The sequence below is a fragment of the Bacillus andreraoultii genome (genome assembly GCF_001244735.1).
GTDB classification, from domain to species: domain Bacteria; phylum Bacillota; class Bacilli; order Bacillales; family Caldibacillaceae; genus Caldifermentibacillus; species Caldifermentibacillus andreraoultii.
Genome location: NZ_LN868937.1, coordinates 1,215,970 through 1,241,339, shown reverse-complemented (window position 1 = coordinate 1,241,339; position 25,370 = coordinate 1,215,970). Strand labels below are relative to the sequence as shown.

The following is a 25,370-nucleotide window of genomic DNA, read 5'->3' as shown; positions in this document are numbered from 1 at the left end:
AGTAAGATAAGTATAGATATTTTATCATTATTTTAATGTAACCTCTCTATGAAAGAAATAGTAGAATTAACGATTTTTGACATATTTAGTCAATTCTTACTATATTCACCCTAATTGTATTATTAGTAGATTGAATTAGCAAATATTTTCTAAATAAAAAATAGTTATTTCTTAATGATTCTATTTTACTATTAATCACAATGAATTAACCAAAGAATTGGGGCATGACAATGAAAAAAATAATGAATGAAAAAGGAATTTCCTTAATGGAAGTGGTTGTTTCTTTAGCCATTCTCTCTATTATGATTCTAACCTTTGCTAATCTATTTCTCTTCACAAATAAGACAGCGGTTTCAAATGATAGTAAAATTGTGGCTATCCATTTAGCCAAGGCAGAATTGGAAAGGTTGAAGGTGAATTCAGACGAGTCAAAAGACATTATTAGTCAGCTTAAAGCGGATAGTAATGGTGTTTATACAAGAGAACGAATTATTAATAACCAAAAATATAAAGTGAATTTTAAAAGAACTCAATCAATCGATGAAAAGAATATGAGACTCCTAAATATTGTCGTCGAAGTAAGCTTACTAAATTCTAAACCAGTTATTTCATCAAAAGTTGAAGGGTATGTAAATGATGAGAATTAAGAATAGACTAAAATCAAGCGACGGGCTCACTCTAGTTGAATTACTAGCTACACTTGTATTATTGACTATTATCGGAGCAATTACATATTCGGTTTTATTTAACGGAATCAATACATATAAACGTGTAATGGAAGAAACAAAACTTCGTGATGAAGCCGATTACATAATGGCAAACTTTATTGATGAATTTTATGTCATGAAAGCGTCAGAGATTGATGAAGAGTTAACTAAAATTCCCGATAGTAACAATAACTATTATTTGTATGTGAAAAATCTCGGAAAAACAGGATTTTATGACGGAAAGGTTTACATCGATAACAAAGAACTAAGTTTTTTACATACAGATACAATTTTAACAAGTGAATCAAAAATTGAAGAGATGAATGGTAGCTCCGTAGATTATAAGATTACACTTGTCCTCCAGTCAAACAAAACTAAGCAAAAACTCGTGTTGGAAAGCTCTGTTTCTATTATTAACGATAAAGGTGAGAAAGGGGGGAACAATGGTGCGACTACTAAATAATCATAAAGGATATTCACTCATCTTAACAATGTTTGTTTTCCTACTTTTTACTATACTTATTATGACATTGTTTACTGTCACATTGTCAGGTGCAAAAAGAAACGTTACAAGTGAAGACCATGTCCAAGCACTGGAGTTGGCAACTAAAGGTATTGATCGCATTTCAACTCAAATTAATTCAGACTTAACAAAATCATTGGGAACAGACGGCCTAACACGTTCTGATTTTATTTCTATGCTAGAAAGAACATTAGATAATTATAAATTGAAAGGCACCAATAACTTGAATATAGCAAATGAAACCGGTAGCTATATAACCTATGTTGAAAGCTATGAAAACGCAAAAAATCAAGATGGCAAAGAGAATCCATTGAAAAAAATCGTAACTTTAAAAAGTAAAGGAGTCGCTGATGGTCAAGAAAGAGAAATAACGACAACGATAGAATTTGGCGCTCAATCAGTTTTGCAAGTACTGAAATACGCAGTCGGGGCTAATGCATACACTCCAGACGAAAACATTCCTAACAGAAATAGGGTATCAGGAGATGGGAATCTATTTCTTCATGGTGGTGTTTCTATTACTGGGGATTTTAAAGTAGATAGGAATTTAATAACAACGAATCGTGGTTACGCATATTTAAATGGTGAAAAATGGATTAGTTCGCTTTATCCAAGTTCATTACCTGCTACAGGGCAAATAAAATCACATCTCGTGTTAGGTGGTCATGTATATACATTTTCTGATAAACCCACATATAATAATCATATTTCGCAAACCAACTTTAGTTCATATAAAAATGTAACAAACAATCTACAAGAAGCTTTCAATACTGGTCAAGTACCTGTAAAAACAAAGAGTGAACAAGTTCGTGAGGATATAAAAATATCAGAAAAGAGAAATTTATTTAGATTTAATGATAAGTCTCCTGGAACTTCTGTAAAAATTCCAGAAAAGCATTACACTAATTGGATTCAGTCACGATATTATTCTTATTTCCAAAATAATAATTGGGAAGATGAGAAGATTTATGCTAATGGAAAAACTGACAATGGCATATTTGGTGAAAAAGACGAACTTAACTTCTATGGCAATAATTCTTTCGGAAGTTTTTCCACGAATGGAAATTTAATTATTCGAAATAATACTAATTCGTTTCGAAAAACTTACTTTAAAAATGGTGCTTATGTAGGTGGAGATTTAATAATCGGTGACACTAATAATTCATCATACAACAGCAATACGTATGAGAAGATTCAAATTGATGGGCCCATGTTCGTTGATGGGAACGTTACATTTAGAGGGGTAAATGGACAATTCAATGTAATTCTTTATGTAACAGGAAATGTAACGGTTGAGTATTCCGTCATTAATGGCCTAGGTTCAAATGGATCACTCATTATTTTTGCTGAAGGAGATATTAAATTTCGAAACAATAGTGTGAATGAAGATACACCAAGTAATATTAAAGGGTTTTTCTATTCGAAACAAGCAATGGAAATATTTGGTGTCGGATCAAATATACGAATAGAAGGTGGCGTATCTGGTCGGCGTATCGTATTGAATGCTATTCGAGGAAGAGCAAAAAATTACAAGTTTGATAGCAATGCACAAAAAATAACAAACAATGATTACTTTGAAGGAGTGAACCAACAAAGCAAGGAAAATTCACGGTTACAAATTATATATGACAATAACATTATGGAGACATGGTCAGACCTAAACAAACGAGAACCCAAAGTCACAAGTGTTGACGCACCACGAGTAATTGACCGTTACGTAAAGTAAATTCTTATAATTCACTCAAAAAACAGGTAAGGTATATGACCTACCTGTTTTTAACTAAATATAAGTTCTTTCTTTTTCTCATTTCATATAAACCCCTGCCTTATTCCTCCCCTCGCGTTTTGCTCCGATGTAGAGGGCGCGGTCTGCGTAACGAATGAGGCTTAACGGGTCGATTGTATCTGTTGGTGCTGTAGCGATACCAATACTTACTGTCATTCTCGCCGTTATTTCTTGACTTACATTTATTAGGTCATCGTGAAGTTTGAATTCATACTTCTCGATTGTTTTTCTAATATTTTCAGCAATCTCATATGCATCTTCTTTATTGATATCGGGTAATATGAGGACGAATTCTTCACCACCGTAGAGAGCGACTACCCCACAATCTCCAACGACATTTTTTAGTAACACTGAAACTTGGATTAATAGTTCATTTCCACTCTGGTGTCCGTATTGATCATTTACTAATTTAAAATGGTCAATATCTAGCATGACTAAAGAAACAGTCTTGATATCACCAGCTTGGAGTTGTTGAAAGGCATCGTTTATTTTTTCTCCACACATTCTTACATTATACAGCTTCGTTAGCGGATCACGTTCACTCGCTGTTTTCGTTTTTTCATAGTGCCGGGCATTTTCGAGTGCAATTGCTAAATAGGAACCAAGAATATCAATAATCATGACATGATACTTTTGGTAAATCCGTTTCTTTTTTGCGCCGAAGAGGAGAATTCCTGGAATTGTGTTGTTTTTAACAATTGGAATAGCAAGGACACTTTCAATACTCTCTGGTAAATGAGTAACGGCCATATGCTGCCATCGTCCCTTTTCTTCATAAAATAATCCTTCTCCTTTTTCCCATGCTTGACCAACAATCCCTTCGCCTTTCTTTAATGAAGGAAATTTTCGATTCGTATATAGTCCATCCTCATAGGAACGAATAACTTCTAACCGTTCATTATTTTTATTGTAAACACGAATACGTAATCAACGGGAAACATTGCAACAAGATTTTCAACAAAGACATCTAATACTTCTTCAGCTTTCAAACGTTCTGTTAATCGGTGACCAATCTCTACTGCTTTTTGCAAATTATGATTAATCTCCTGTGTTGTATTATACATAATTAAGATTAGTTGGGTAGAAATAATCGGTACACTGACTAATATGAAACTACTAATCCAAATTACATTGTATAAAAAATAGAGCGTCATACCGACTGGCAAAACAATTATATGAATGAATCCTTCCCATAAAAATGCTGGTGAAATGAAAGAGTCACGTACTTTATAAAAAATCGGACCCGCAATATAATAGAAAAATTGATTTACGATGAAGTATGTAAAAATATATAATGTTGCAAGGAGAAACAATTCGGAACTTAATAATTTTGTTTCAAAATGAACCCCACCTGCGAAATAATAGGCCAGTCCACTAAGTAGAGAAACAAAAATGAACATAAAAGAATTTAACGGAAATGCAAAAAGTTCCTCTTTTGATCGACCTACTCTAAGCAAAGCAACGAACATAATTACTTGAGATAAAATCATTTCTGCAAATAATCCATATTGAAGAAAAACAAATAGAGAAATCCATTGGGTAACTGTAAACGGAATATTTCCTACGACAATCGGAATAAGCGAAACAATACAAGCAATACCTAATGTAAATAAATAGCCGACATTCGTTAAATGGAATGTTGGGGGTGAAATTTTATAAGCGAGCCAGAGACCAGTTGGAAAGACAATTAGCCAAATTATCCAAATTGCAAGTTGCCGCTTTTTATCAACAACCACTGAACGCCCCCATTCACCCTATAAAAACCAGGTCATTATACCTAGATAATCATTAAAAAAATTTGTTGAATGAAAATATATAACATTTTACCAAATGTGTAAGTATTTGTCATTGGTTATTGCAAAGATAAAGGGAAGGTTTCCTAATGTAACTTGAAAACCTCCCCTTCCTTTTTTCATTTTTATTTTAAGATGGATATAACCTCTTTTATAAAGTACAGGGATCCACAAATAACGAGCAGTTCATCTTCTCGCATTTCCTTTTGTTTTTCTGTCATAAAGCTTTGCCAATTTATTACAATTTCTTTTTGTTTTGCATTTGAAAGTTCAAATAGTTGTTCGGCTTTTGCTGCACGTGGTTGTGAAAGTTCAGTAAAATAAAGTTTGGCATGAAGCGCATCAAGCGTGTTAATCATTTTTTCTAGTGGCTTGTCCTCTAATGCTGTAAATAAAATCGTTAGTTTTTTATTTGAATAATGGCGTTCTAATGTGTCTACTAAACTTTTGATCCCTTCTTCGTTATGCGAACCATCGAGAATAATTTGACCATTTACCTCAAAGCGCCCTGGCCAAAATGCATTTTTGACTCCTGCTTGTATATGTTCTTCCTCAATATATAGTGCATAAAATTGTTTTAAATATTCAGCAGCCATAATTGCAAGCGTAGCATTTTCAATCTGATGTTTACCAAGCATTGTAGTGGTTAAAACCGAATATGTATGGTAAGTTGTTTTAACTGAGAAAAACTCACTATCATCGCTCGGTCCAAGATCAGTGTAGGAAAATTCACGATCTAACTTATATACGGTAGAGCGTTTTCTTCTTGCCGCCTCTTCAATAATTGTAAGAGCTTCTAAGTCAGATACCGCTGTAATGACAGGTGCACCATTTTTAATGATGCCTGCTTTTTCTGTCGCAATTTCCACTATCGTATCGCCTAAAACATTCATATGATCATAGCCAATATTTGTTATGATTGAAATAAAAGGAATGATTACGTTCGTCGCATCATTTTTCCCACCTAGACCAACTTCAACAATCGTTATATCTACTTTATGAAGCTTGCCAAAGTAATAGATTGCTATTGCTGTGAGCAGTTCGAATTCTGTAGGTGCACCTAGTTCAGTTTCGGCTAATTCATCCGCAAGTGGTTTTATCAAGTTTGCTACTTGAACAAGGTCAGCCTCTGGAATCGGTTCACCATTAATACTAATTCGTTCCTCGAAAGTTTCGATATATGGAGATGTATACGTTCCTACTTCATACCCCGCCGTTTGAAGAATTGATCTTAAAAACGTAACAGTCGAACCTTTTCCATTCGTCCCACCGACATGCACGGCACGAACCGTTCTTTCCGGATGGTCCAATTTTTCCATAAACCATTCCATCCGTTCTAGACCGAGCTTCATCCCTTGATTTATTTGACTTTGAATCCATTGTATTACTTCTTGACTTGTGTGAAACATCATTTCTCGCTCCCTCTTGTTGTTTTTTATTACAATCGCCATTACTCCTTTTCTATTAGATAGTTTAACTTAAGTTTTTTGCTAATTTGTCCTTGAGAACCCCTTTTATTGGATACCAAGTACAATATCACAGTATCATTATAAAACTTTCCACCCAATATTGTAAAAAAGGATGCCCTTATTGATAAAAATTGGTACCCAAAATCGTCCAGCGATAGCTTAAAAAAAAGACAAACTTAAAAAACTGCCTGAGATGGGCTGCACAACATGATGCAGATTCCCCATTCAGACAGCAAGATAATTTATTTCATTCCTTTTAATTCTTCTAATCGTTCTTGTACAGTTTGTCGTTTTTCTAAGTAGTCTTTTTCTTTTGCGCGTTCTTCTTCAACAACTTGTGCTGGTGCTTTCGATACAAACTTCTCATTTGCTAATTTCTTCTGTACCCGTTCAACTTCTTTGTTAAGTTTATCAAGTTCTTTTTCTAGACGGGCAATTTCTTCTTCAATATTAATGAGTCCCTGTAATGGTAAGTAAATTTCTGCTCCTGATACGACAGCTGTCATTGCTTTTTCCGGTGCTGAAACATTTACACCAATTTCTAAATTTTCCGGATTACAGAAACGTTCTAAATAAGCTTTGTTAGTTTCAAGCATGCTCGCAACTTTATCATCATGCGCATGAATAATCATCGCGATTTTTTTACTCATTGGTGTGTTAACTTCTGCCCGAATATTACGTACAGAGCGAATAATTTCTACTAATAATTTCATTTGTTCACTTGCTTCTTTATTAGACAATTCCGGTCGAACTTTCGGCCATTCAGCAACTGTAATAGATTCTCCATAATGAGGGAGGTTTTGCCAAATTTCCTCGGTAATGAATGGCATAAACGGATGAAGGAGACGCATCGTTTGATCAAGTACATGAGCTAAAATGGAACGAGCTGTTTTCTTAGCTTCTTCATCTTCACCGTATAATGGAAGTTTCGCCATTTCAATATACCAGTCACAGAAGTCATCCCAAATGAAATTGTAAAGGGCCCGACCAACTTCACCAAATTCATATTTTTCTGCGAGGTTTGTTACCGTTTCAATCGTTTCGTTTAGACGAGTCAAAATCCAATGATCTGCAACAGATTTCTTACCGCTTAAATCAATTTCTTCATAAGTTAAACCACCCATGTTCATTAATGCAAAACGGGATGCATTCCAAATTTTATTCGCAAAGTTCCAAATGGATTCCACTTTCTCTGTGCTATAACGTAAATCTTGACCAGGAGAAGAACCTGTTGCCAAGAAATAACGTAGTGAGTCGGCACCATATTTGTCGATAACATCCATTGGATCAACACCATTACCAAGTGATTTACTCATTTTCCGTCCTTCAGCATCACGAACTAATCCGTGAATTAATACATCTTTAAATGGACGTTCACCAGTAAATTCAAGTCCTTGGAAAATCATCCGAGATACCCAGAAGAAAATAATGTCATAACCCGTTACGAGTGCATCTGTTGGATAGTACCGTTTAAAATCATGTGCATCAACATCTGGCCAACCCATTGTTGAAAATGGCCATAGTGCTGAACTAAACCACGTATCAAGAACGTCTGGATCTTGTTCCCAGTTTTCAGCGTCACTTGGTGCATCGTGTCCTACATACACTTCTCCTGTTTCTTTATGGTACCAAGCAGGAATTCTGTGTCCCCACCAAAGTTGCCGCGAAATGCACCAATCACGAATATTTTCCATCCAGTGAAGATAAGTCTTTTCAAATCGTTCCGGAACAAAATGGACTTTTCCTTCTGATTTTTGTAATTTAATCGCAGCTTCTGCAAGAGGTTGCATTTTTACAAACCATTGTGTTGAAAGATACGGTTCGACAACAGCTCCGCTCCGTTCTGAGTGGCCGACAGAGTGAACCATATCTTCAATTTTGATTAGAACACCTTCAGCTTCCAAATCCTTTACAATTTGTTTCCGACATTCGAAGCGATCCATTCCATTATATTTACCAGCTTTTTCATTCATCGTGCCATCTTCATTCATGACAAGGACACGTTCAAGTTGATGACGATTTCCTACTTCAAAGTCATTCGGGTCGTGTGCAGGTGTAATTTTCACTGCACCAGAACCAAATTCCATATCAACATAATCATCTGCTACAATTGGAATTTCACGACCAACAATTGGGAGAACTAATGTTTTTCCAATTAAATGTTTGTAACGTTCATCTTCTGGGTGAACGGCAACTGCAGTATCTCCAAGCATCGTTTCTGGACGAGTTGTCGCAATTTCAATATAACCAGAACCATCTTTTAACGGATACCGTAAGTGATAAAATGCCCCTTGAATGTCTTTATAAATAACTTCAATATCAGAAAGTGCTGTCTTTGTTACCGGGTCCCAGTTAATAATGTATTCTCCGCGGTAAATGAGGCCTTTTTCATATAGCTTAACAAAAACTTCACGAACTGCCTTTGAAAGGCCTTCATCAAGAGTGAAACGTTCGCGACTATAATCAAGACCAAGACCTAATTTTGCCCATTGTTCACGAATCGTACTTGCATAGTCTTCTTTCCATATCCATGTTTCTTCAAGGAATTTTTCTCGCCCTAGATCATAGCGAGTTTTCCCTTCTGCACGTAATTTTTGCTCAACTTTTGCTTGTGTTGCAATTCCAGCATGGTCCATTCCAGGAAGCCAAAGCACGTCTCGACCTTGCATCCGTTTCATCCGAGTAATAATATCTTGTAACGTTGTATCCCATGCGTGTCCGAGATGAAGTTTCCCTGTCACGTTTGGTGGTGGAATAACGATGGAATACGGTTGTTTTGTATCATCATCTTTTGTTTCAAAAAATTTATTATTTACCCACCAGTTATAACGTCCTTGTTCAATTTTGTTTGGATCATATTTTGTGGGCATGGTAAATTGCTCTTCACTCATTTGAAAGCCTCCAATCATGTAAATAGGTAAATTTAAAGCACTGTTAGAAATTAGCCAAAACTTTCGGGAACAATCTTCTCGAACTAGGCACCGTCATTGGCAAAGATGAACATAACTCCGCTCATCATCGCTTTTTGCATACCCATATTAGAGATAAGTAAATCCGAGTAACAACAAAAAACCCCACTCGTTAAAGGACGAATGGAGTTTGCTCGCGGTACCACCTTTATTCACAAATGCAAAGGTTCTATAAACCTGCATTTGGCTCTTCATGAGATAACGGATTTCCCGGCAATTGCTACTAAATTTTCACAATTGCTGCTCATGGGCGACCTTCCAATAGTCTCGCTTAGGAACTCACACCAACCATTCCCTCTCTTGAAAGCTAACCTACTGTACTCTTCCCAATCAGTGCATTTATCGTATTTATATTTTATTCTATATAAACAAATGATTATTCGTCAATCATTATCGACGAATTTGTAGAAAAATATACGAAATCACCATTATTTCTACACAATCATAAAAATGATACAAACATGTTTATGAACAAATTCTTCTATTACGAACATACAATAAACTAAAGGCCATGTCGTGTGTTAGGCTGAACTATGTTTATTAATAGGGGTGTGAATCATGAGGCGAAAATATAATCCATATTTATTGCCCACATGGGTACGAACGATTCGAGATATAGGCAAACAGTTAATTATACCTTTCTCTATTTTTCAAGGAATTCGAACGCTAATTATTCCAACAACGTTTGATGTCATTTTGCTACTCATTTTCTTACTAGTTGCTACAGCGTTTTACATGGAATTAATTTAAAGGTTGTTGGAGCTGTCCAGAAAGTCGTATTTTTGATTTCTGGATGTTCCTTTTCATGTTTCATAACCTTGATATATTTACTTTCTTGGATTTAACATTTGTTGGTATTTCCCCTTTTCGGATAGCCCCAATTACTATCTATTGTTGAAGCGAGGGGACAACTCAGCAATTATGCAAGCCGCATTTTCCTTCGTGCGGTGCAAACTCAAAGCAGCTTATTCAAAGTCCTCGGAAATGCTAGTCGCATTTCCTTCGTACGATGTTTTTCCAAGAAGCAAATTCAAAATCCTTAGATCATGCTAATCGCATGATCACGTGCGGTGCAAATTCAAAGCAGCAAATTCAAAATCCAAGAGGCTGGGACATAACTAGCCAAAAGTAGTATATAAAAAGGTTCCAGGCAATAAAAAATTTGCTTGGAACCTTTTTTGTGGGGTTTTTCCATTTCTCGTCACTATTTTACCGCTGATGGCGGTGACTTTTCTCATATTCACCGCCATCAACGCAAAGGCTAATTCATTTTTCACTTTCTGTTTTCCTCTGACGGAAAAACGAGTGAAACCTAAATTAGCCTTCAGAAAACCGAACGCTGGTTCTACATCAATTTTACGTTTTCCGTAAATTTCACCAGTTTTCTCGTCTGAAAGCTTCGTACGTACATATTCTTTTTGGGACTCCCACTTTTCATTCATGTAGACTTTTCGGTTGTTCCCTTCTTTTGCTTTCGTGCATAAATCGCGGAGTGGACAATCCGAACAGTCCTCACACTCGTACACTTTAAATTCACGGGTGAATCCGTACCTGTCTGTTCGTTTGGAATGATGGCTAAATCGTACTTTCCGACCATTTGGGCACAGAAAAGTATCTTCGTCCTCATTATATTCCCAATTATCTACATGAAAAGCGTTGTCCTTATGCTTCTTTTTCTTCTCCTTTCGATATTGATTGTATGTAATAAGTGGCGTTCGATTTCGATTCTCGATGATATCTTCATAATTCTGTTCGCTACCATATCCTGCATCCGCGACAATGAATTCCGGAAGCTCGAAAAAGTTTTCTTCAATCGTGTCGAGAAAAGGAATTAAAGTGCGTGTATCGGTCGGGTTTGGGAAAACATCGTAAGCGAGCACATATTGACCTTCCGTCGCAATTTGGACATTGTAACCAGCTTTCAATTGACCGTTCTTCATGTAGTCGTCCTTCATGCGCATAAACGTCGCATCTGGGTCCGTCTTTGAGTAACTATTGCGATCACCGAAAATCTCCATATCGTTTTGATACTTTTGTTTGCGAGTAATGTAATCCATCCATTGCTTCCGAGATTGTATGGGTAATTTGCGTTCGGAACGGAGCTTTTTCCGTTCACTCCCAACTTCAGATACTTCAATCTTTTTATTATATTCCTCGATTTTCTCGTCTAACTTTTCGACTACTTCTTCCATTTCTTTGACGGAAAGTTCCTCTTCCTTTTCTCGCTCTATTGCTGGGATGATCTCCTTCTCTAGCAGCTCATCATACAGTTGATTGGACTTTTCAATTAGCTTATCACTATATCTTTCAATGGACTTCCGCCATACAAAGGTGAACTTATTTGCGTTTGCTTCAATTTTTGTACCATCAATAAAAATGGCTTCCTCTTCAATCAATTCCTTTTCCACGAGCTGATTTCGGAACTGGACAAAGCATTCACGTAGGATGTTTTCAATGAGTGGATTAGAACGGAAGCGATTGATGGTGCGATAGCTAGGTTCATGTCCTTGAGCTAGCCACATCATGCGGATACTATCCTGTAATAAAGCTTCTATTTTACGGCCGGAAAACACGGATTGCGTATATCCACACAAAATGACTTTCAACATCATACGAGGATGATACGCGGGACGGCCGGTTTGTCGTATGAAGTCCTCGAAAGCTTCTTCGGGAATACTCTCGACAAGATCATTGATCGCAAAAGCAATATCGTTTTCTTTCAACTTAATTTCTAAATTTAGCGGTAAAACTACTTGATTCATGTTATAATGTTTAAACATAAGGGCACCTCCAAAATTATTGTTTCGTCACTTTAATTTTATCAAAAGGTGCCCTTTTTGTTTACTAGAATTGTGGCAAAAAAGGCGTTGGGTCTACACTTTTTAGTGTAAGCTCCAACGCCTTAATTTTTATTTTACTGGAGTTTTGTCCCAGCCTCACGTGCGGTGCAAATTCAAAGCAGCAAATTCAAAATCCTCGGAAATGCTAGTCGCATTTCCTTCGTGCGATGTTTTTCCAAGAAGCAAATTCAAAATGCAAACAGGCCCTAGTCACTCAACGAGACTTTGGGCCTGCATTTTTTTAATACTATACTAAGCTGTTGTATTCGTTAGTAATTTTGTGGCACTTTCAGTTGTATTGTTCATGAACAAGGCAATATCTTTATTGTCATTTGTTAATGTTTCAATCGATGCGCTCATTTCTTGCAGACTCGCACTCGTTTCTTCAAGGATTGCTGCAAAGTCTGATGTATATTTTTCAATTTCTTTACTTTTTTCAACAACATCGTTTGTGTACACTTCGGAACTTTGGAGATCCCTGCTTAATGTTTTAAAAACTTCTCTCAATTGTTGGAAATAAGCCGCAAGTTCTTCAGATGACTCAGATAAGTGACTCACTTTTTGACGACTTACTTCCATTTTTGTTATCGTCGTTTCATTGCTATTATTCACTTTTTGTAAGTTGTTCGTTATATTGTTCACTGTGTCTTTTGTAGACTCAGCTAACTTTCTAATTTCCTCTGCAACAACGGAAAATCCTTTCCCTGCTTCTCCCGCTCTTGCTGCTTCAATTGACGCGTTTAGAGCAAGAAGATTTGTTTGCTCAGATATTTCTTTAACCTTATTCGAGTACGTATTCGTTTCTTGAATATTCTTCGTTAAGTCCACTAATGTTTTATTCAGATCATCAATAAACGAGTGAATTTCAGCTACGTCTAGTTTAAATAATGTCACTCTTTCTTCACCAAGAGAAGTAATCTGATCTGTCTTTTCCGCTTCAGCTGTGAGTGTTTCCATTGTCTTTTCTAGCGTCAACATTGCACTTAAATTTTCCGTAGCATTATTTGATATAACTGATATTTGCTCACTTTGTTTTTGGCTTGTTGCAGTTGCTTCATTTAAGCTTGCACTCATCTCCGCTTGAGCCGTTTGATTCCTTTGTATTCGTTCATTTACTTTTGTCATTTCCTGAATGATCTGATTCATACTCATTTGAATTAGTTCTTTTTGGCGTATTTGTTCTTGAACAAGTTTATCAGAATCTAATAAAAGATTTCGAATCACTACCTGTTGTTTTCCTGTCAAATGAATTAATACGTAAAGAAGTAATCCCGATAGGAAATATAGTAAGAGAATTGTGGCAAAGTTTTCTGAAATAATATCCATTTCTTTTGTTCCAATAAAATAATTTGCTAAAATAACGATTAGTCCTAACACATACCCTAAACCGAATGATTTCTTATTCGTATCAATCGCAGAGAAAATCGTTAAAAAGAATGTGATGAGAACAATTGATAATCCGCCACCTGAAGTAAGGATACCGATAAAATTAAAAACGCTAACAATAAAGACACTCAAGTACGGAAATAGATAATATTTACTCGTTAGTTTTTGGCAAACAAAAAATGTTGCTGAAAAAACAACGGTTTCTGTTGCAAATAATGTTGCGATATTTAGCTCCTTCGATACGATATATTTTAGTAATGCAGTTACTAAAGCAATTAAAAATGAAATAAACATGATAAGATTTTTCTTTCTACTGTCCTGCTCAAGCATTTGCTGTACTTTGTCCATGCAGCCACCTTCTTCTTTAGTAAATTGATTTATAAAACTAGTTTTAAATGCCAATTTCTTGAACAATCTTTTAGAAACAAACTTTATTCAAGACAACTTTCTACATTTTTTGACATTCTTTTTCTATTATAAAATAAATTTAGTTTAGATTCTATTCTGAAAGGCAGGAAATTTTTATGTATAAAAAAACAGAATGCTTATGTTTGCACTCTGTCGATAAATGAAGTAATTCTCATAATCTTTCTTGCTATTTGATAAGGCGCGTACGCACACCCGAGGGCACGCCTGTCAATTTAAGCTTCTGTCGTTTCTAGAAGCTGTTCTGCACTTTCTGTTGTCTTATTCATTGACTTAGCAATATCTTTATTGTCTTTTGTTAATGTTTCTATCGATGCACTCATCTCTTGTAAACTCGCACTTGTCTCTTCCATTATGGACGCAAAGTCGAATGTGTGATTTTTAATCATTTTACTCCGGGTAACGACATCTTGAGTCATTTCCTCAGACTTCTTAAGATTAACGAGAAGCGTATGGAACACTTCTTTTAATTGTTTAAAATAGACAACAATATCTTCGGAAGTATGGGATAAATGGCTTATTTTTTGGCTACTGCCTTGCATTTTACTTAAAGTTGTTTGATTGCTACTGTTTACTCTTTGTAAGTTTTTTGTAATATTGTTCACTGTTTCCTTCGTTGATTCAGCGAGTTTTCGAATTTCTTCAGCAACAACAGAAAACCCCCTTCCTGCTTCCCCCGCCCTTGCTGCTTCAATCGAGGCGTTCAGTGCAAGAAGATTTGTTTGTTCCGATATTTCTCTTATTTTAATAGAAAAGTGATTTGTTTCTTTTATATTCTTTGTTAAGTCTTCTAATGTATGATTTAATTCATTCATAAATGTTTCTATTTCTAGTACATCTTGTTTGAAGGAAGTAACGCGCTGTTCCCCAAGTGAAGTAATTTCATCGGTTTTTTCAGATTCTCTTGCTAGCTGTTCCATTACTTGATTTAGATCTATCATTACATCAACTGTTTCAGCAGCGTGGTTAGAAATCGATGATATTTGCTCACTTTGTTGTTGGCTTCCAATTGTGATTGCATGGAGACTTTCATTCAACTCGGTTTGCACTAATTGATTACTTTGTATCCGTTCATTTACATTTGTCATTTCTCTTAAAATTAAATCCATACTTGCTTGAATTTGTTCTTTCTGTCTCATTTGGTCATTTCCATATTTCTCAGATTCTAATAGAAGCTTACGAATGACCGCTTGTTGTCGTCCATTGAGATGAATAAGGACGAAAAGGAGTAATCCGGATAACAAAAAAATGAGAAAAATTGTAAGGAAGTTATCATTAATCACTGCTGCCTCTTTTGTCCCTGTCATGTATATTACAATTAAAACAGCTGCCCCTAGTACAAAGCTTAGTAAAAATGCCTTTTTCTCCGAGCTAATCGATGCGTATATAAGTAAGAAAAAGGCAATTAAAATAATATTAATGCCACCACCAATAATAAGTAAACCAATGAAGCAAGTCATTCCTATCATGGCGACACTTAAATATAGGAAAAGAGCATATTTTTTAGTCAACTGGTGACAAATAAAATAGATTAGTGCAAAAACAGTCAACTCACTCGAATACAAAATAACTAAGTCACCTTGTTTCAATGCGAGCGATTTCAAAACCGCTAAAACTAATGAAATCGAAAAAGTAACGAACATTAGGAAATTTTTCTTTTTGCTATCTTCTAATAACATTTTTTGCACTTGATCCATACGACCACCTCGTTTTATCCGTGTACCTGTACTATTCTGAAATTTATAATAATTATATTATATTATACTAGACTTTCCGAGATGGTGCTATCATTTTTTCGTATTTTTTTAAAAACTAGAATGTAAAGAAGGGACCCATTTTCAGAAAGAGTTTTAACTTCCCCTGTTACACTTGGACTCATTCGTGTTATATTTGCGCCACTGGATAGTAACGTATGTACGTGTAGTTCACATACACATGTTTGTATATGCTTTTTTACCGCGAATCAGGCGTCTACAACCGCTCTAGTTGACCTTTTCCTTCTTTTTCTCCGCAGAATGGGCGTCTTAACCCTTCTAGATGAATTTATATTTTCCTATTCACAAAAAAGGAAGAATCATCGTTTTCTTCCATTACGACTGTCCTCCCATTTCTAACTGAATAATTATTTTCTCGATATTTTTTAATTGCCAATACGCTTTTTGTATTTTTTTTGTACTTTTATATTCATGATTTGTAACTGCTCTTTCTTCATATCGATTTAATAATTTGATGATAAAGCCTGGGTGTGCAAGATAGCTCTTTAGTAGTAAAATTTCACTCTCAGTCAGTGGATAATTTTTTATATATGTTGTTAACCATGCCGTATAATCTTCACCTTGAATTGGGTATGTGCGCAAAGTTTTCGAAAAAAATGGCAACAAATCTTGATATGATGCACCAAAACGGCTTTGTTCAAAATTAATGAAAAAACCATATCCTTTTTCATCATAAACAAAGTGATCCCTACTAACATTTCCATGAAGGAGGACCGTACGGACTTTTTTTGATTCAAGAATTGTATTTTTCCACGTCGTAAATGTGCGTAATGCATATTCATATGCTTTATAAAATTCATTAAAATATTGAACAAATTCCCATTCAAATGGTGACATATACCATTTTTCTTCACATTGCTCAACCCAGCGCTCTAAATACGTTAACTCTCTTTTCCATAATATTGATGTTTGTTCATAATGCTGTTCAATATTCTCTTTATCTGTTTCTGTTTCTTTTGAAGTTAAAAAGTGGAGTCGTGCCAGTTCCTTTAACATTTTTGTTGTATCATTTGTTTCTACTGGCCGCTCCCCGCCAATCCAAGGTGATAGATAGAATAATTTCTTGTTTCTCAAAACGGCAAATTGACCGTTTTTCGTCGCATAAAGTGGAGGAAATCGATAAAAACCTTTATTGTATAGGAAAGGATAAATCGTGAATAAATTTTCACTAGCCCGTGTATCTGTTTCTTTTAATGCAAAAACTTGCTCTCCACTTACCACTTTATATACCTTCCCAATTCTTTCAATGTATTTTGGATATAACTGATAGTCCGCTAAAACCTCATAAACTACTGATTTAACATCCAATGAATCACCTCATTTACGAAAAAACTCGGCAATTGCCGAGAATTCATCAACACTAGGATGATTTGTTCATTTATACAAAAAACGAGCGGATACCCGTTTATTAAATTTTTATGAAGAATAAGTTTTATTTGCACTTGTCGGGATATATAATATTTGTCCCTCATACACATCTTGATGCGGTTCTAATTGATTTGTCCTTAAAATTTGAGAAACAGTAACATCATATTTTTCTGCGATTAAGTTAAGAGTATCTTTTTGTTGAACAATATAAATCTTCATCCTTACTACTTGATTTTCATCTTTCCGACCAAAAAATTGCGTTAATGAAATTAATTCTTCTGATTTTTCTTGTGGCTGGTAATTAATATTTTTCTCTTGACGTGTGCTTTCATTCGTTTCCAAGTTTTCTCCATTCTCTTCTACTTGTTCTTCTGCTTCTACGTCTTTTTCATTTCGAGTTAACGTATCTTCTTGTACTTCTTCAATCGCCTGAATTTCCTCCATACGATTTACTTCTTCAATATCCTCTTCGCTTTCATCTATTCGATTTGTAACTTTTTCTTGCACATGTTCACCTATAGCTTCCTCTTTTTCCGTTGTCGTTTCCTGTAATTGTGCTACTCCTTTGACAATGTCCTCTCGAGCATCTGCCACTTCTTTACTAGTTGATGTTTTTTGAATCCCTTCTTGAATAGGTTCTTCTTGCTCTTTACTAGTCTCTAAGATTGTTTTTCTTTCAATCTCAGTTTCTTCTCTGTTTAATTCTTCTTGGTCTTTACTTATTAATTCTTCTTGCCAAACGACAACATCTTCATCGCGATTCGTACTGCTAGCAATCGTTTCTTTTTCCACTTGAACTTGAATGTAATCAGTTTCTTCTTGTTTAACCGCTTCTTGTCCTACTTCATTTTCATATCGTTTCTTTTCAATTTCTTTCAACTCATCATTGACTGGAGAAATATTTTGAATTGGGATTTGGACGTCTTGCTTTAACTCTTCCACTCGTTCTTCCACTTTTTTTGCTTCAGCTGAAAATGTATCTTCCCCTGATTCATCAACGTCTTCATCGATGATAGGCTGAATTCTTTCTTCCACAGGTAACAGCTCAGGCCCGCGATTTATTTCTGGTATACTTTCTTGATTGGTTTCCGGAACGAAATCCTCCCGTTCGTAAACAGATACATCTTGTGCTATACCTGTAATTGCTACATTTGTCGTTAATCTTAAACAATCATTTTCTGGTAGCGTATAATCAAACATTTCAATGACGATGTCTAACTCTTCCAAGCTATTTACTTTATCTCTTGGTAACGTAATATCTACTGGAAAGTCATAATAAAATTCTGAAATTCCCTCTTCTCGTGCATCAATGACAGATACATATTTTTTACCAAAATTGTTCATTTCGTTTGCAACATATGAACGACCATCTACTTTCTTATATTCCCCATGCATTTTCAAAGAACCACGAATGGATATTAAGCCTTGATATTCTTGAACAGTTACATTTGGTTCAAGAGATAATCCGTACAAATCAGATATTTCTTCACCATTTCGAAACCAAACTGTTTCATCTAAAGAAAATTTAATTGCTGATGGTTGATTGTTTTCAGTCAACACGCTTCCCCCCTCATTAATCTTTCAGTGTCATCTTTTATCTTACTGACCATATGATTTAGTAAAGTAATGACACTTGGTTTTTGATAACCTCAAGAAGGATCGATTATCTACTCATATCATTAAAAATTATGATTTGTTTTCGGGAAATATGCGGAGAAATAGAAAAAAACACCGTATAAACTTTCCATCTTGTGTTTATACGGTGTTCTTATTAATTTTCTTTCATTTTTCGAAAAGCGTTATCTACCGCTTGAATTGTTTTTTCAATATCTTCATCTGTATGAACGGTAGAAATAAATAAACCTTCAAATTGGGATGGTGGTAAAAATATACCTTGCTTAGCCATTTCACGATAATACATTGCAAAATAATCAAGGTTTGATGTTTTTGCCGTATCGTAATTCGTTACATTTTCATTCGTGAAGAATACGCCAATCATTGAACCTGCACGATTCACGGTTAATGGGATTTCGTATTTTTCAGCTGCTTTTCGATAACCTGCTTCAAGCATATCCCCTTTACGCTTAAATTCTTCATAATGTTCTTGTTTTAATTGACGCAATGTCTCGAAACCTGCTGTCATCGCAAGTGGATTTCCCGACAACGTACCCGCTTGATAAACAGGACCACTTGGAGCTATTTTTTCCATAATTTCGGCCTTTCCACCATATGCACCTACAGGTAGTCCACCACCAATGACTTTCCCTAAACAAGTTAAATCAGGTGTAACGTGAAAATACCCTTGTGCACAATGATAATCAGCACGGAACCCTGTCATTACTTCGTCAAAGATTAATAGGGCACCGTATTGTTCAGTTATTTCACGTAATCCTTCTAAAAATCCTGGTATTGGCGGAACAACACCCATATTTCCAGCAATTGGTTCAACGATGACACCAGCAATATCATCGCCGAATTGTTCAAAGGCGTATTTTACTCCTTCCAAATCATTGTAAGCAACCGTAATGGTATTTTTTGCAATCCCCTCAGGTACACCAGGACTATCTGGTAATCCGAGTGTTGCTACCCCTGAACCTGCTTTAATTAATAACGAGTCACCGTGACCGTGATAACATCCTTCAAATTTTAAAATTTTACTTTTTCCTGTATAGCCACGTACTAATCTTAAAGCAGACATAGTCGCTTCGGTTCCAGAGTTTACCATCCGAATGATTTCAATGGAAGGTACCCGTTCTTTTACAAGCTCTGCTAACTTATTTTCAATTAATGTAGGTGCACCAAAGCTTGTCCCTGTCTCAACAACATTTTTCAACGCTTCGACAACTTGTGAATTCGAATGGCCAAGTATTAATGGACCCCATGAAAGGACATAATCAATATACTCATTTCCGTCAATATCATAAATTTTTGACCCTTTCCCTCGTTCCATGAAAATCGGGTTCATATCAACAGCTTTAAACGCACGAACTGGACTGTTTACGCCACCTGGCATTAGTGTAACTGCTTTTTCAAATGCCTTTATGGAATTCTCAAATGAACGCATTACTGATCCCTCTTTCTATTCATTCTATTTTCATCTAAACTCATGTCCTTTGTTACATTTTACAAACTCACGATTCCTTTAACCATTTTGCAATATCTTTAGCAAAGTACGTAATAATTAAATCGGCACCTGCCCGTTTAAACGCTGTGTGCATTTCCATAACAATGTTCTTTTCTTCAATCCAGCCGTTCATAGCTGCTGCCTTGACCATTGAATATTCACCACTCACATTATAAGCAACAACAGGAACATCAAATTCATTACGAACATCACGCACAATATCTAAGTAGGGCATGCCTGGTTTGACAATAAGGAAATCAGCTCCTTCATCAATATCGGAATGAGCTTCTCTTAATGCCTCTCGACGATTGGCAGGATCCATTTGATACGTTTTACGGTCGCCAAATTGTGGTGCACTATCTGCAGCATCACGGAACGGACCATAAAAAGCAGATGCATATTTAACAGCATACGACATGATTGGTATATGTTTAAAGCCAGCTCCATCAAGTCCGCGGCGAATCGCAGTGACGAAACCGTCCATCATATTTGATGGTGCAATAATATCCGCACCTGCCTTTGCTTGACTAATCGCTGTTTTTACGTGAATTTCTAGTGATTTATCATTATCTACATCACCATTACGAATAATTCCACAATGACCATGATCAGTATATTCACATAAACAAGTGTCCGCAACAACAAGCATTTCCGGAGCTTGTTTCTTTATCACTTTCGTTGCTTCTTGTACGATTCCATGATCATGGAAAGCACCTGAACCGACTTCATCCTTATCATCAGGAACACCGAATAGTAGGACGGCTTTAATACCTAAGCTTACTAATTCATCAATTTCATTAGGTAAATAATCTAAAGAAATTTGGTCAATTCCAGGCATTGATGGAATCGGATTTCGTTTGTTTTCACCTTCGACAATAAATAACGGATAAATGAAATCATCTGTATGAACATGGTTTTCACGAACGAGGTCCCTCATAAAAACAGATTGTCTTAGCCGCCGATGTCTTTTAAATTGTAAGTTATCTACATTCATTGTTCTAACCTCCAATAAGATTACGTTTCCTTTGTCATTCGTTATATAAAACGTGTATTGTTATTTTTCATCATGAATAAAGAAATTTTTTAAATCAATAAGGAGCTGGTCCGTTGTATACACTTCCGGACAAATATGGACGGGTAAATTAAACTTTCGTAATGCTTTTTTTGTCACTGGTCCAATACACGCAATCCATATCTCTTTAAAGATATCCTCTTTTTGATACTCTTTTAGAATCCCCATAAAATGGTCTACAGTTGAAGGACTTGTGAATATAAGGATATCCATTCGATGTTCTGTAAGAGTTTGCAATAATTGCTTTTTACTTTCTTCTGGTAAGTACGTCTCATAACTAATAATCTCATGAACATCGGCTCCAAATTTTCTTAACTCCCAACCAGCCGCATCACGAGCTAAATTCCCCTTAACGATGCATATCTTTTCATTTTTATTAATTACTTCTTTCATCTCTAAGCCGAGAACATCACCAGTAAATTTATTTGGTACAAAGGAAGGGGAAATATGGAACTCCTGCAAACATTGTTTTGTCTTTTTCCCTATTGCTGCTACCTTTATATGTTTAGGAAACATTATGTTACGTTCAGTTAAATGCTTCATAAAAAATTTTACGCCATTTTGACTCGTAAAAACAATCCAATTGAAACGAGCTAAGTTATTTATCGTTTCGATTTCATCGCTCGTTAAAACTTTTTTTCGAAAAGAGATTAACGGAACAAGGAAAGGGATTCCACCTAAAGCACGGATTCCCTTTATTAATGAATTAGCTTGTGAAACATCTCGCATAATTAAACACTTTTTTCCTAACAAAACATTTTGCCCTTTATTCAACGTCATTCATCTCCAAAAAGAACGGAATTTTCCCACTTAGTTTTGATTATTTGTATCTTGTAAGATTTCCTCTACTAATTTACCTGCACCACGCTCAATTAGACGCTCTCCAGCCAAGTTTCCAATTTCAATCGGATCATTACCAACGATTCTTTCCTTATAAAAAGTTTTCCCATCTGGAGATCCAACAAATGCATCAAGGACAACTTCATTTTTTTCATCAATCACCGCATACCCACCAACAGGTACTTGGCAGCTACCACCAATTTTATTTAAAAATGCTCGCTCCGCTTGAACTGCCCGACTTGTTTCATCACTATTTAATTTTGAAAGCCATTCAAGGACATCTTCATCATCACCACGACACTCGATGGCTAATGCTCCTTGCCCAACAGCAGGAATACAATCAGCCGGATTTAAATATTCAGTTACAATCTCTTTTTTCCAACCCATTCGGGACAATCCAGCTGCAGCTAAAATAATTGCGTCATATTCATTTGCTTCTAGCTTAGATAGACGAGTGTCGATATTACCACGAATCCACTTAATCTCTAAATCTGGTCGAATATTTAATAGCTGTGCTTTTCTTCTAAGACTACTTGTTCCGACCACAGCACCTCTTGGCAAATTAGAAAGTGATCTATTCCCTTTAGAAATGAGAACGTCTCGCGGATCTTCTCGTTCTGGTATTGTACCAATAACAAGCCCATCCGGAAGAACCGCTGGCATATCTTTCATACTATGGACAGCAATATCAATCTCTTTATTTAACATCGCTTGTTCAATTTCTTTAACGAATAGTCCTTTTCCGCCTACTTTTGATAAAGTTACATGTAAAATTTGATCACCTTTTGTGACGATTTCTTTTATTTCAAACGTAAAAGGGGCACCGAGCTTTTTTAATTGATCAATAACCCATTTTGTTTGTGTCATTGCCAATTTACTACGCCTTGAACCAACAATAATTTTTCGCATACAATCCTCCCGCACCAGTTGAACATATTTAATTGAGATAAATTTCGTTTTTTTATTTATTCAAGTTAACCAAAAGTGAAAATCAGATAATCGACTTAGCAGGAAAAAATTAATTAATAAAATAAAAAAAGATGCAATATTCCATAAGGCAAATTTTTTCCCATAAATTATTTTTCTTGTTTTCATATAAATTTGCGTACTATACATCATAATGACGAGTAAGGATCCAATAATTTTCCAGTCGAAAAAACTCGTGCCTGGTAATTTTAAATAAAGCCATTGTAATCCTAGTATAACACCTATTGCAATGAAGGGAATACCGATTATATTTAACCTACATGTAAGCTGCTCAATTTTTTCCAAGTCCGTAATTCGAAATAACCATTTTCCCCATTTCTTTTTCTTTAGTAATTGATATTGAAAAATATAGAGTAAGGAAAATATAAATGAAATGGAAAAAAGAACATAAGCAACAAATGAAAGTGTGATATGAATAAATAGTAATTCAGACGCTAACTTTTGCGCTAGTGCTGGTAATCCCCAATGAATCGGGGCAAAAGTATAAATGATAATAATGGCAAATCCTAGGACACTTGTGAAAAAAACAATGAACTCAATTTTCATAAAAATATTTAATATGAGGGAACATGTAATTAACAACCAACTATAAAAATAAAGACCTTCAGCTAAAGTTAATACAGGAAAACGTTCTAGTTCAAAAATAGTAAGGACGAACAGACTTGTTTGTAATAGCCAAACAATCCAAAGGAGGCGAAATGCAACCTTTTTTATCCTCTCATTATGATGAAGAAAGTCAAAATAATAAAGGAAAACACTCGCTGCATAGAAGATGACCATTCCTTCATGCAATTTTAGTAATATACTTTCACCCATAGAGCAACCTCTCTAACGGCTTTAATCATTCATGTAACTTGGTACCGTCCTTAAACTATTCTCAACTTGTTTTTTCTCCCGATTCGTTTTTTTCTGACTTACTTGTTCGGTCAAAGCAAAAATTTGTTCAAAATAATGTAAAGCTTCATCTCCACTTGGGCTTGCCGCTAATTCTTTAATTTGTAAAATCGGGTCTTTCAACATCTGATTAATTATACTTTTCATATGTTTACCAACTATTTTCCGCTCTCGTTCTGTTAAATCTGGTAGCTTTCGTTCCAAGCTCTTCATCACATCTGCTTGAATATTGAGTGCTTTTTCACGTAATGACGAAATTAATGGAACAACACCGAGCGTATTTAACCACTCTTGAAATAGTGCCATTTCTTCACGAATAAACAATTGGATCATCTCTGCTGCTCGTTCTCTTTCTTGTAAATTCGCTTCAACGACATCTTTTAAGTCATCAATATCGTAAAGAAAAATCGACTCATACTCGTTAACTGCTGGATCAATATCGCGCGGTACAGCAATATCAACAAATAACAATGGTTTGCCTTTACGCTGTTTATTCACAGATTCCATCATTTCCTTTGTAATGACGTAGCGATTCGCGCCTGTAGAACTAATGACAATATCCGCTTGAAGTAAACAACTTGGTAAAGAGTCTAGTGAATAGCCGTTCCCACTAAATTCACTCGCAAGTTGCCGAGCATGTTCCAATGTTCGATTCACAACTGAAATCGTACTAGCGCCACTTCCTTGTAAATTTTGGATAGCTAATTTCCCCATCTTTCCAGCACCAATAATTAACACATGTTTCCCACTTAAGTTGCCGAAGATTTTTTTCGCCAATTCAACAGCCGCATAACTAACGGAAACGGCATTTGATGAAATATCTGTTTCGGTATGGGCCTTTTTCGCGACAGTGACCGCCTGTTTAAATAATTGGTTAAAAACTGTTCCAATCGTATTCAATTGTTGTGCAAGAAGAAAGCTAGAACGAACTTGACCAATTATTTGTGTTTCCCCAATAACCATCGAATCTAACCCACATGTAACATGGAATAAATGTTTTATGGCTAATTGATTTTCATATATAAAAAGATAATCTTCAAATTCCTCTCGACCGATGTTAAACCATTGGGCTAAAAATTCCTTTATATAATATCGGCCTGTATGTAGTTGATCAACAACCGCATAAATTTCCGTCCGGTTACAAGTAGATACAATTACATTTTCTAATATACTTTTTTTAGTTTTTAACACTTCCATAGCTGTACCTATTTCAGCTTCTTGGAATGAAAGACGTTCCCGGATTTCCACAGGTGCTGTTTTATAATTAAGTCCAACAACGATTATGTGCATGTATAATACCTCCAAAAATCCATCATAGATTTTGCATTGTCTCATCAGATTCAATAATAAATAAACAATGCTTGATTGTTCGTGCCAGAATAAAGGTCACTCATTTACATTTATTTATGTT

General features: G+C 35.5%; 19 protein-coding genes and 1 other annotated feature. Of the genes, 4 read left to right on the top strand and 15 right to left on the bottom strand.

What is annotated here, in order from left to right:
• Positions 1-230 precede the first annotated feature (230 nt).
• The 3 genes from BN2144_RS11065 to BN2144_RS11055 are packed head-to-tail and all read left to right on the top strand — an operon-like array spanning position 231 to position 2,956.
• On the top strand, positions 231-647 hold the full coding sequence (locus BN2144_RS11065) for a type IV pilus modification PilV family protein (RefSeq protein ID WP_033828283.1): 417 nt from the start codon (positions 231-233) through the stop codon (positions 645-647).
• Positions 637-1,170 carry a type II secretion system protein gene (locus tag BN2144_RS11060; RefSeq protein ID WP_139017889.1) on the top strand — a complete coding sequence of 178 codons (534 nt, stop codon included), beginning with the start codon at positions 637-639 and terminating at the stop codon, positions 1,168-1,170. The genes BN2144_RS11065 and BN2144_RS11060 overlap by 11 nt, the downstream gene beginning before the upstream one ends.
• A complete protein-coding gene (locus BN2144_RS11055; RefSeq protein ID WP_139017888.1) occupies positions 1,154-2,956 on the top strand; it encodes a hypothetical protein in 1,803 nt (600 codons plus the stop codon). Before BN2144_RS11060 ends, BN2144_RS11055 begins: the two co-directional genes overlap by 17 nt.
• A gap of 78 nt (positions 2,957-3,034) precedes the next feature.
• On the opposite strand, the gene BN2144_RS19530 is transcribed toward BN2144_RS11055, so the two are convergent.
• The 4 genes from BN2144_RS19530 to BN2144_RS11035 form a co-directional block, all read right to left on the bottom strand.
• A complete protein-coding gene (locus tag BN2144_RS19530) occupies positions 3,035-3,898 on the bottom strand; it encodes a sensor domain-containing diguanylate cyclase (RefSeq protein ID WP_268258046.1) in 864 nt (287 codons plus the stop codon).
• Between the two features lie 5 nt (positions 3,899-3,903).
• Positions 3,904-4,752: a hypothetical protein gene (locus BN2144_RS19525; RefSeq protein ID WP_050632287.1), complete on the bottom strand. Its 849-nt coding sequence runs from the start codon at positions 4,750-4,752 to the stop codon at positions 3,904-3,906.
• Positions 4,753-4,934: 182 nt separating this feature from the next.
• Positions 4,935-6,218, bottom strand: coding sequence for a bifunctional folylpolyglutamate synthase/dihydrofolate synthase (locus BN2144_RS11040; RefSeq protein ID WP_033828597.1), 1,284 nt, complete (start codon positions 6,216-6,218; stop codon positions 4,935-4,937).
• A 302-nt stretch (positions 6,219-6,520) separates the two neighbouring features.
• Entirely contained in the window at positions 6,521-9,169 is a 2,649-nt protein-coding gene (locus BN2144_RS11035) for a valine--tRNA ligase (RefSeq protein ID WP_033828281.1), read from the bottom strand.
• 190 nt (positions 9,170-9,359) lie between these two features.
• Positions 9,360-9,590: a binding site (T-box leader), on the bottom strand.
• A 215-nt stretch (positions 9,591-9,805) separates the two neighbouring features.
• Between BN2144_RS11035 and BN2144_RS11030 the strand changes: the two genes are divergently transcribed.
• Positions 9,806-9,997 carry a hypothetical protein gene (locus BN2144_RS11030; RefSeq protein ID WP_033828280.1) on the top strand — a complete coding sequence of 64 codons (192 nt, stop codon included), beginning with the start codon at positions 9,806-9,808 and terminating at the stop codon, positions 9,995-9,997.
• Positions 9,998-10,365: 368 nt separating this feature from the next.
• On the opposite strand, the gene BN2144_RS11025 is transcribed toward BN2144_RS11030, so the two are convergent.
• From BN2144_RS11025 to hemA, 11 genes are all read right to left on the bottom strand, one after another.
• Complete coding sequence (locus tag BN2144_RS11025; RefSeq protein WP_230199721.1) at positions 10,366-12,027, bottom strand: IS1182 family transposase; 1,662 nt, start codon at positions 12,025-12,027, stop codon at positions 10,366-10,368.
• Positions 12,028-12,339: 312 nt separating this feature from the next.
• A complete protein-coding gene (locus BN2144_RS20995; RefSeq protein ID WP_407638069.1) occupies positions 12,340-13,044 on the bottom strand; it encodes a methyl-accepting chemotaxis protein in 705 nt (234 codons plus the stop codon).
• 1,070 nt (positions 13,045-14,114) lie between these two features.
• Positions 14,115-14,714 carry a methyl-accepting chemotaxis protein gene (locus BN2144_RS20990; protein WP_407638068.1) on the bottom strand — a complete coding sequence of 200 codons (600 nt, stop codon included), beginning with the start codon at positions 14,712-14,714 and terminating at the stop codon, positions 14,115-14,117.
• 1,275 nt (positions 14,715-15,989) lie between these two features.
• Complete coding sequence (gene ysxE / locus BN2144_RS11010) at positions 15,990-16,982, bottom strand: spore coat protein YsxE (RefSeq protein WP_033828277.1); 993 nt, start codon at positions 16,980-16,982, stop codon at positions 15,990-15,992.
• A gap of 108 nt (positions 16,983-17,090) precedes the next feature.
• Positions 17,091-18,599, bottom strand: coding sequence for a LysM peptidoglycan-binding domain-containing protein (locus BN2144_RS11005; protein ID WP_033828276.1), 1,509 nt, complete (start codon positions 18,597-18,599; stop codon positions 17,091-17,093).
• Between the two features lie 214 nt (positions 18,600-18,813).
• Positions 18,814-20,106 (bottom strand): glutamate-1-semialdehyde 2,1-aminomutase, encoded by a 1,293-nt coding sequence (hemL, locus tag BN2144_RS11000; RefSeq protein ID WP_033828275.1) that lies wholly within the window; start codon positions 20,104-20,106, stop codon positions 18,814-18,816.
• Between the two features lie 67 nt (positions 20,107-20,173).
• Positions 20,174-21,160, bottom strand: coding sequence for a porphobilinogen synthase (gene hemB / locus BN2144_RS10995; protein ID WP_033828274.1), 987 nt, complete (start codon positions 21,158-21,160; stop codon positions 20,174-20,176).
• 60 nt (positions 21,161-21,220) lie between these two features.
• Positions 21,221-22,018, bottom strand: a complete 798-nt coding sequence (locus BN2144_RS10990) for a uroporphyrinogen-III synthase (RefSeq protein ID WP_082195206.1) — start codon at positions 22,016-22,018, stop codon at positions 21,221-21,223.
• Between the two features lie 30 nt (positions 22,019-22,048).
• Entirely contained in the window at positions 22,049-22,987 is a 939-nt protein-coding gene (hemC, locus tag BN2144_RS10985) for a hydroxymethylbilane synthase (RefSeq protein WP_033828273.1), read from the bottom strand.
• A 60-nt stretch (positions 22,988-23,047) separates the two neighbouring features.
• Positions 23,048-23,881: a cytochrome c biogenesis protein CcsA gene (gene ccsA / locus BN2144_RS10980; RefSeq protein ID WP_033828272.1), complete on the bottom strand. Its 834-nt coding sequence runs from the start codon at positions 23,879-23,881 to the stop codon at positions 23,048-23,050.
• Between the two features lie 21 nt (positions 23,882-23,902).
• On the bottom strand, positions 23,903-25,249 hold the full coding sequence (hemA, locus tag BN2144_RS10975; RefSeq protein WP_033828271.1) for a glutamyl-tRNA reductase: 1,347 nt from the start codon (positions 25,247-25,249) through the stop codon (positions 23,903-23,905).
• Positions 25,250-25,370 lie beyond the last annotated feature (121 nt).

Bases quoted from the DNA above. Each gene is read 5' to 3' on its own strand.
- BN2144_RS11065 (WP_033828283.1), top strand. From the start codon at position 231: ATGAAAAAAATAATGAATGAAAAAGGAATTTCCTTAATGGAAGTGGTT.
- BN2144_RS11060 (WP_139017889.1), top strand. From the start codon at position 637: ATGAGAATTAAGAATAGACTAAAATCAAGCGACGGGCTCACTCTAGTT.
- BN2144_RS11040 (WP_033828597.1), bottom strand. From the start codon at position 6,218: ATGTTTCACACAAGTCAAGAAGTAATACAATGGATTCAAAGTCAAATA.
- BN2144_RS11035 (WP_033828281.1), bottom strand. From the start codon at position 9,169: ATGAGTGAAGAGCAATTTACCATGCCCACAAAATATGATCCAAACAAA.
- BN2144_RS11030 (WP_033828280.1), top strand. From the start codon at position 9,806: ATGAGGCGAAAATATAATCCATATTTATTGCCCACATGGGTACGAACG.
- BN2144_RS11025 (WP_230199721.1), bottom strand. From the start codon at position 12,027: ATGTTTAAACATTATAACATGAATCAAGTAGTTTTACCGCTAAATTTA.
- BN2144_RS20995 (WP_407638069.1), bottom strand. From the start codon at position 13,044: ATGGAAACACTCACAGCTGAAGCGGAAAAGACAGATCAGATTACTTCT.
- BN2144_RS20990 (WP_407638068.1), bottom strand. From the start codon at position 14,714: ATGAATGAATTAAATCATACATTAGAAGACTTAACAAAGAATATAAAA.
- hemL (WP_033828275.1), bottom strand. From the start codon at position 20,106: ATGCGTTCATTTGAGAATTCCATAAAGGCATTTGAAAAAGCAGTTACA.
- hemB (WP_033828274.1), bottom strand. From the start codon at position 21,160: ATGAATGTAGATAACTTACAATTTAAAAGACATCGGCGGCTAAGACAA.
- BN2144_RS10990 (WP_082195206.1), bottom strand. From the start codon at position 22,018: ATGACGTTGAATAAAGGGCAAAATGTTTTGTTAGGAAAAAAGTGTTTA.
- hemC (WP_033828273.1), bottom strand. From the start codon at position 22,987: ATGCGAAAAATTATTGTTGGTTCAAGGCGTAGTAAATTGGCAATGACA.
- ccsA (WP_033828272.1), bottom strand. From the start codon at position 23,881: ATGGGTGAAAGTATATTACTAAAATTGCATGAAGGAATGGTCATCTTC.
- hemA (WP_033828271.1), bottom strand. From the start codon at position 25,249: ATGCACATAATCGTTGTTGGACTTAATTATAAAACAGCACCTGTGGAA.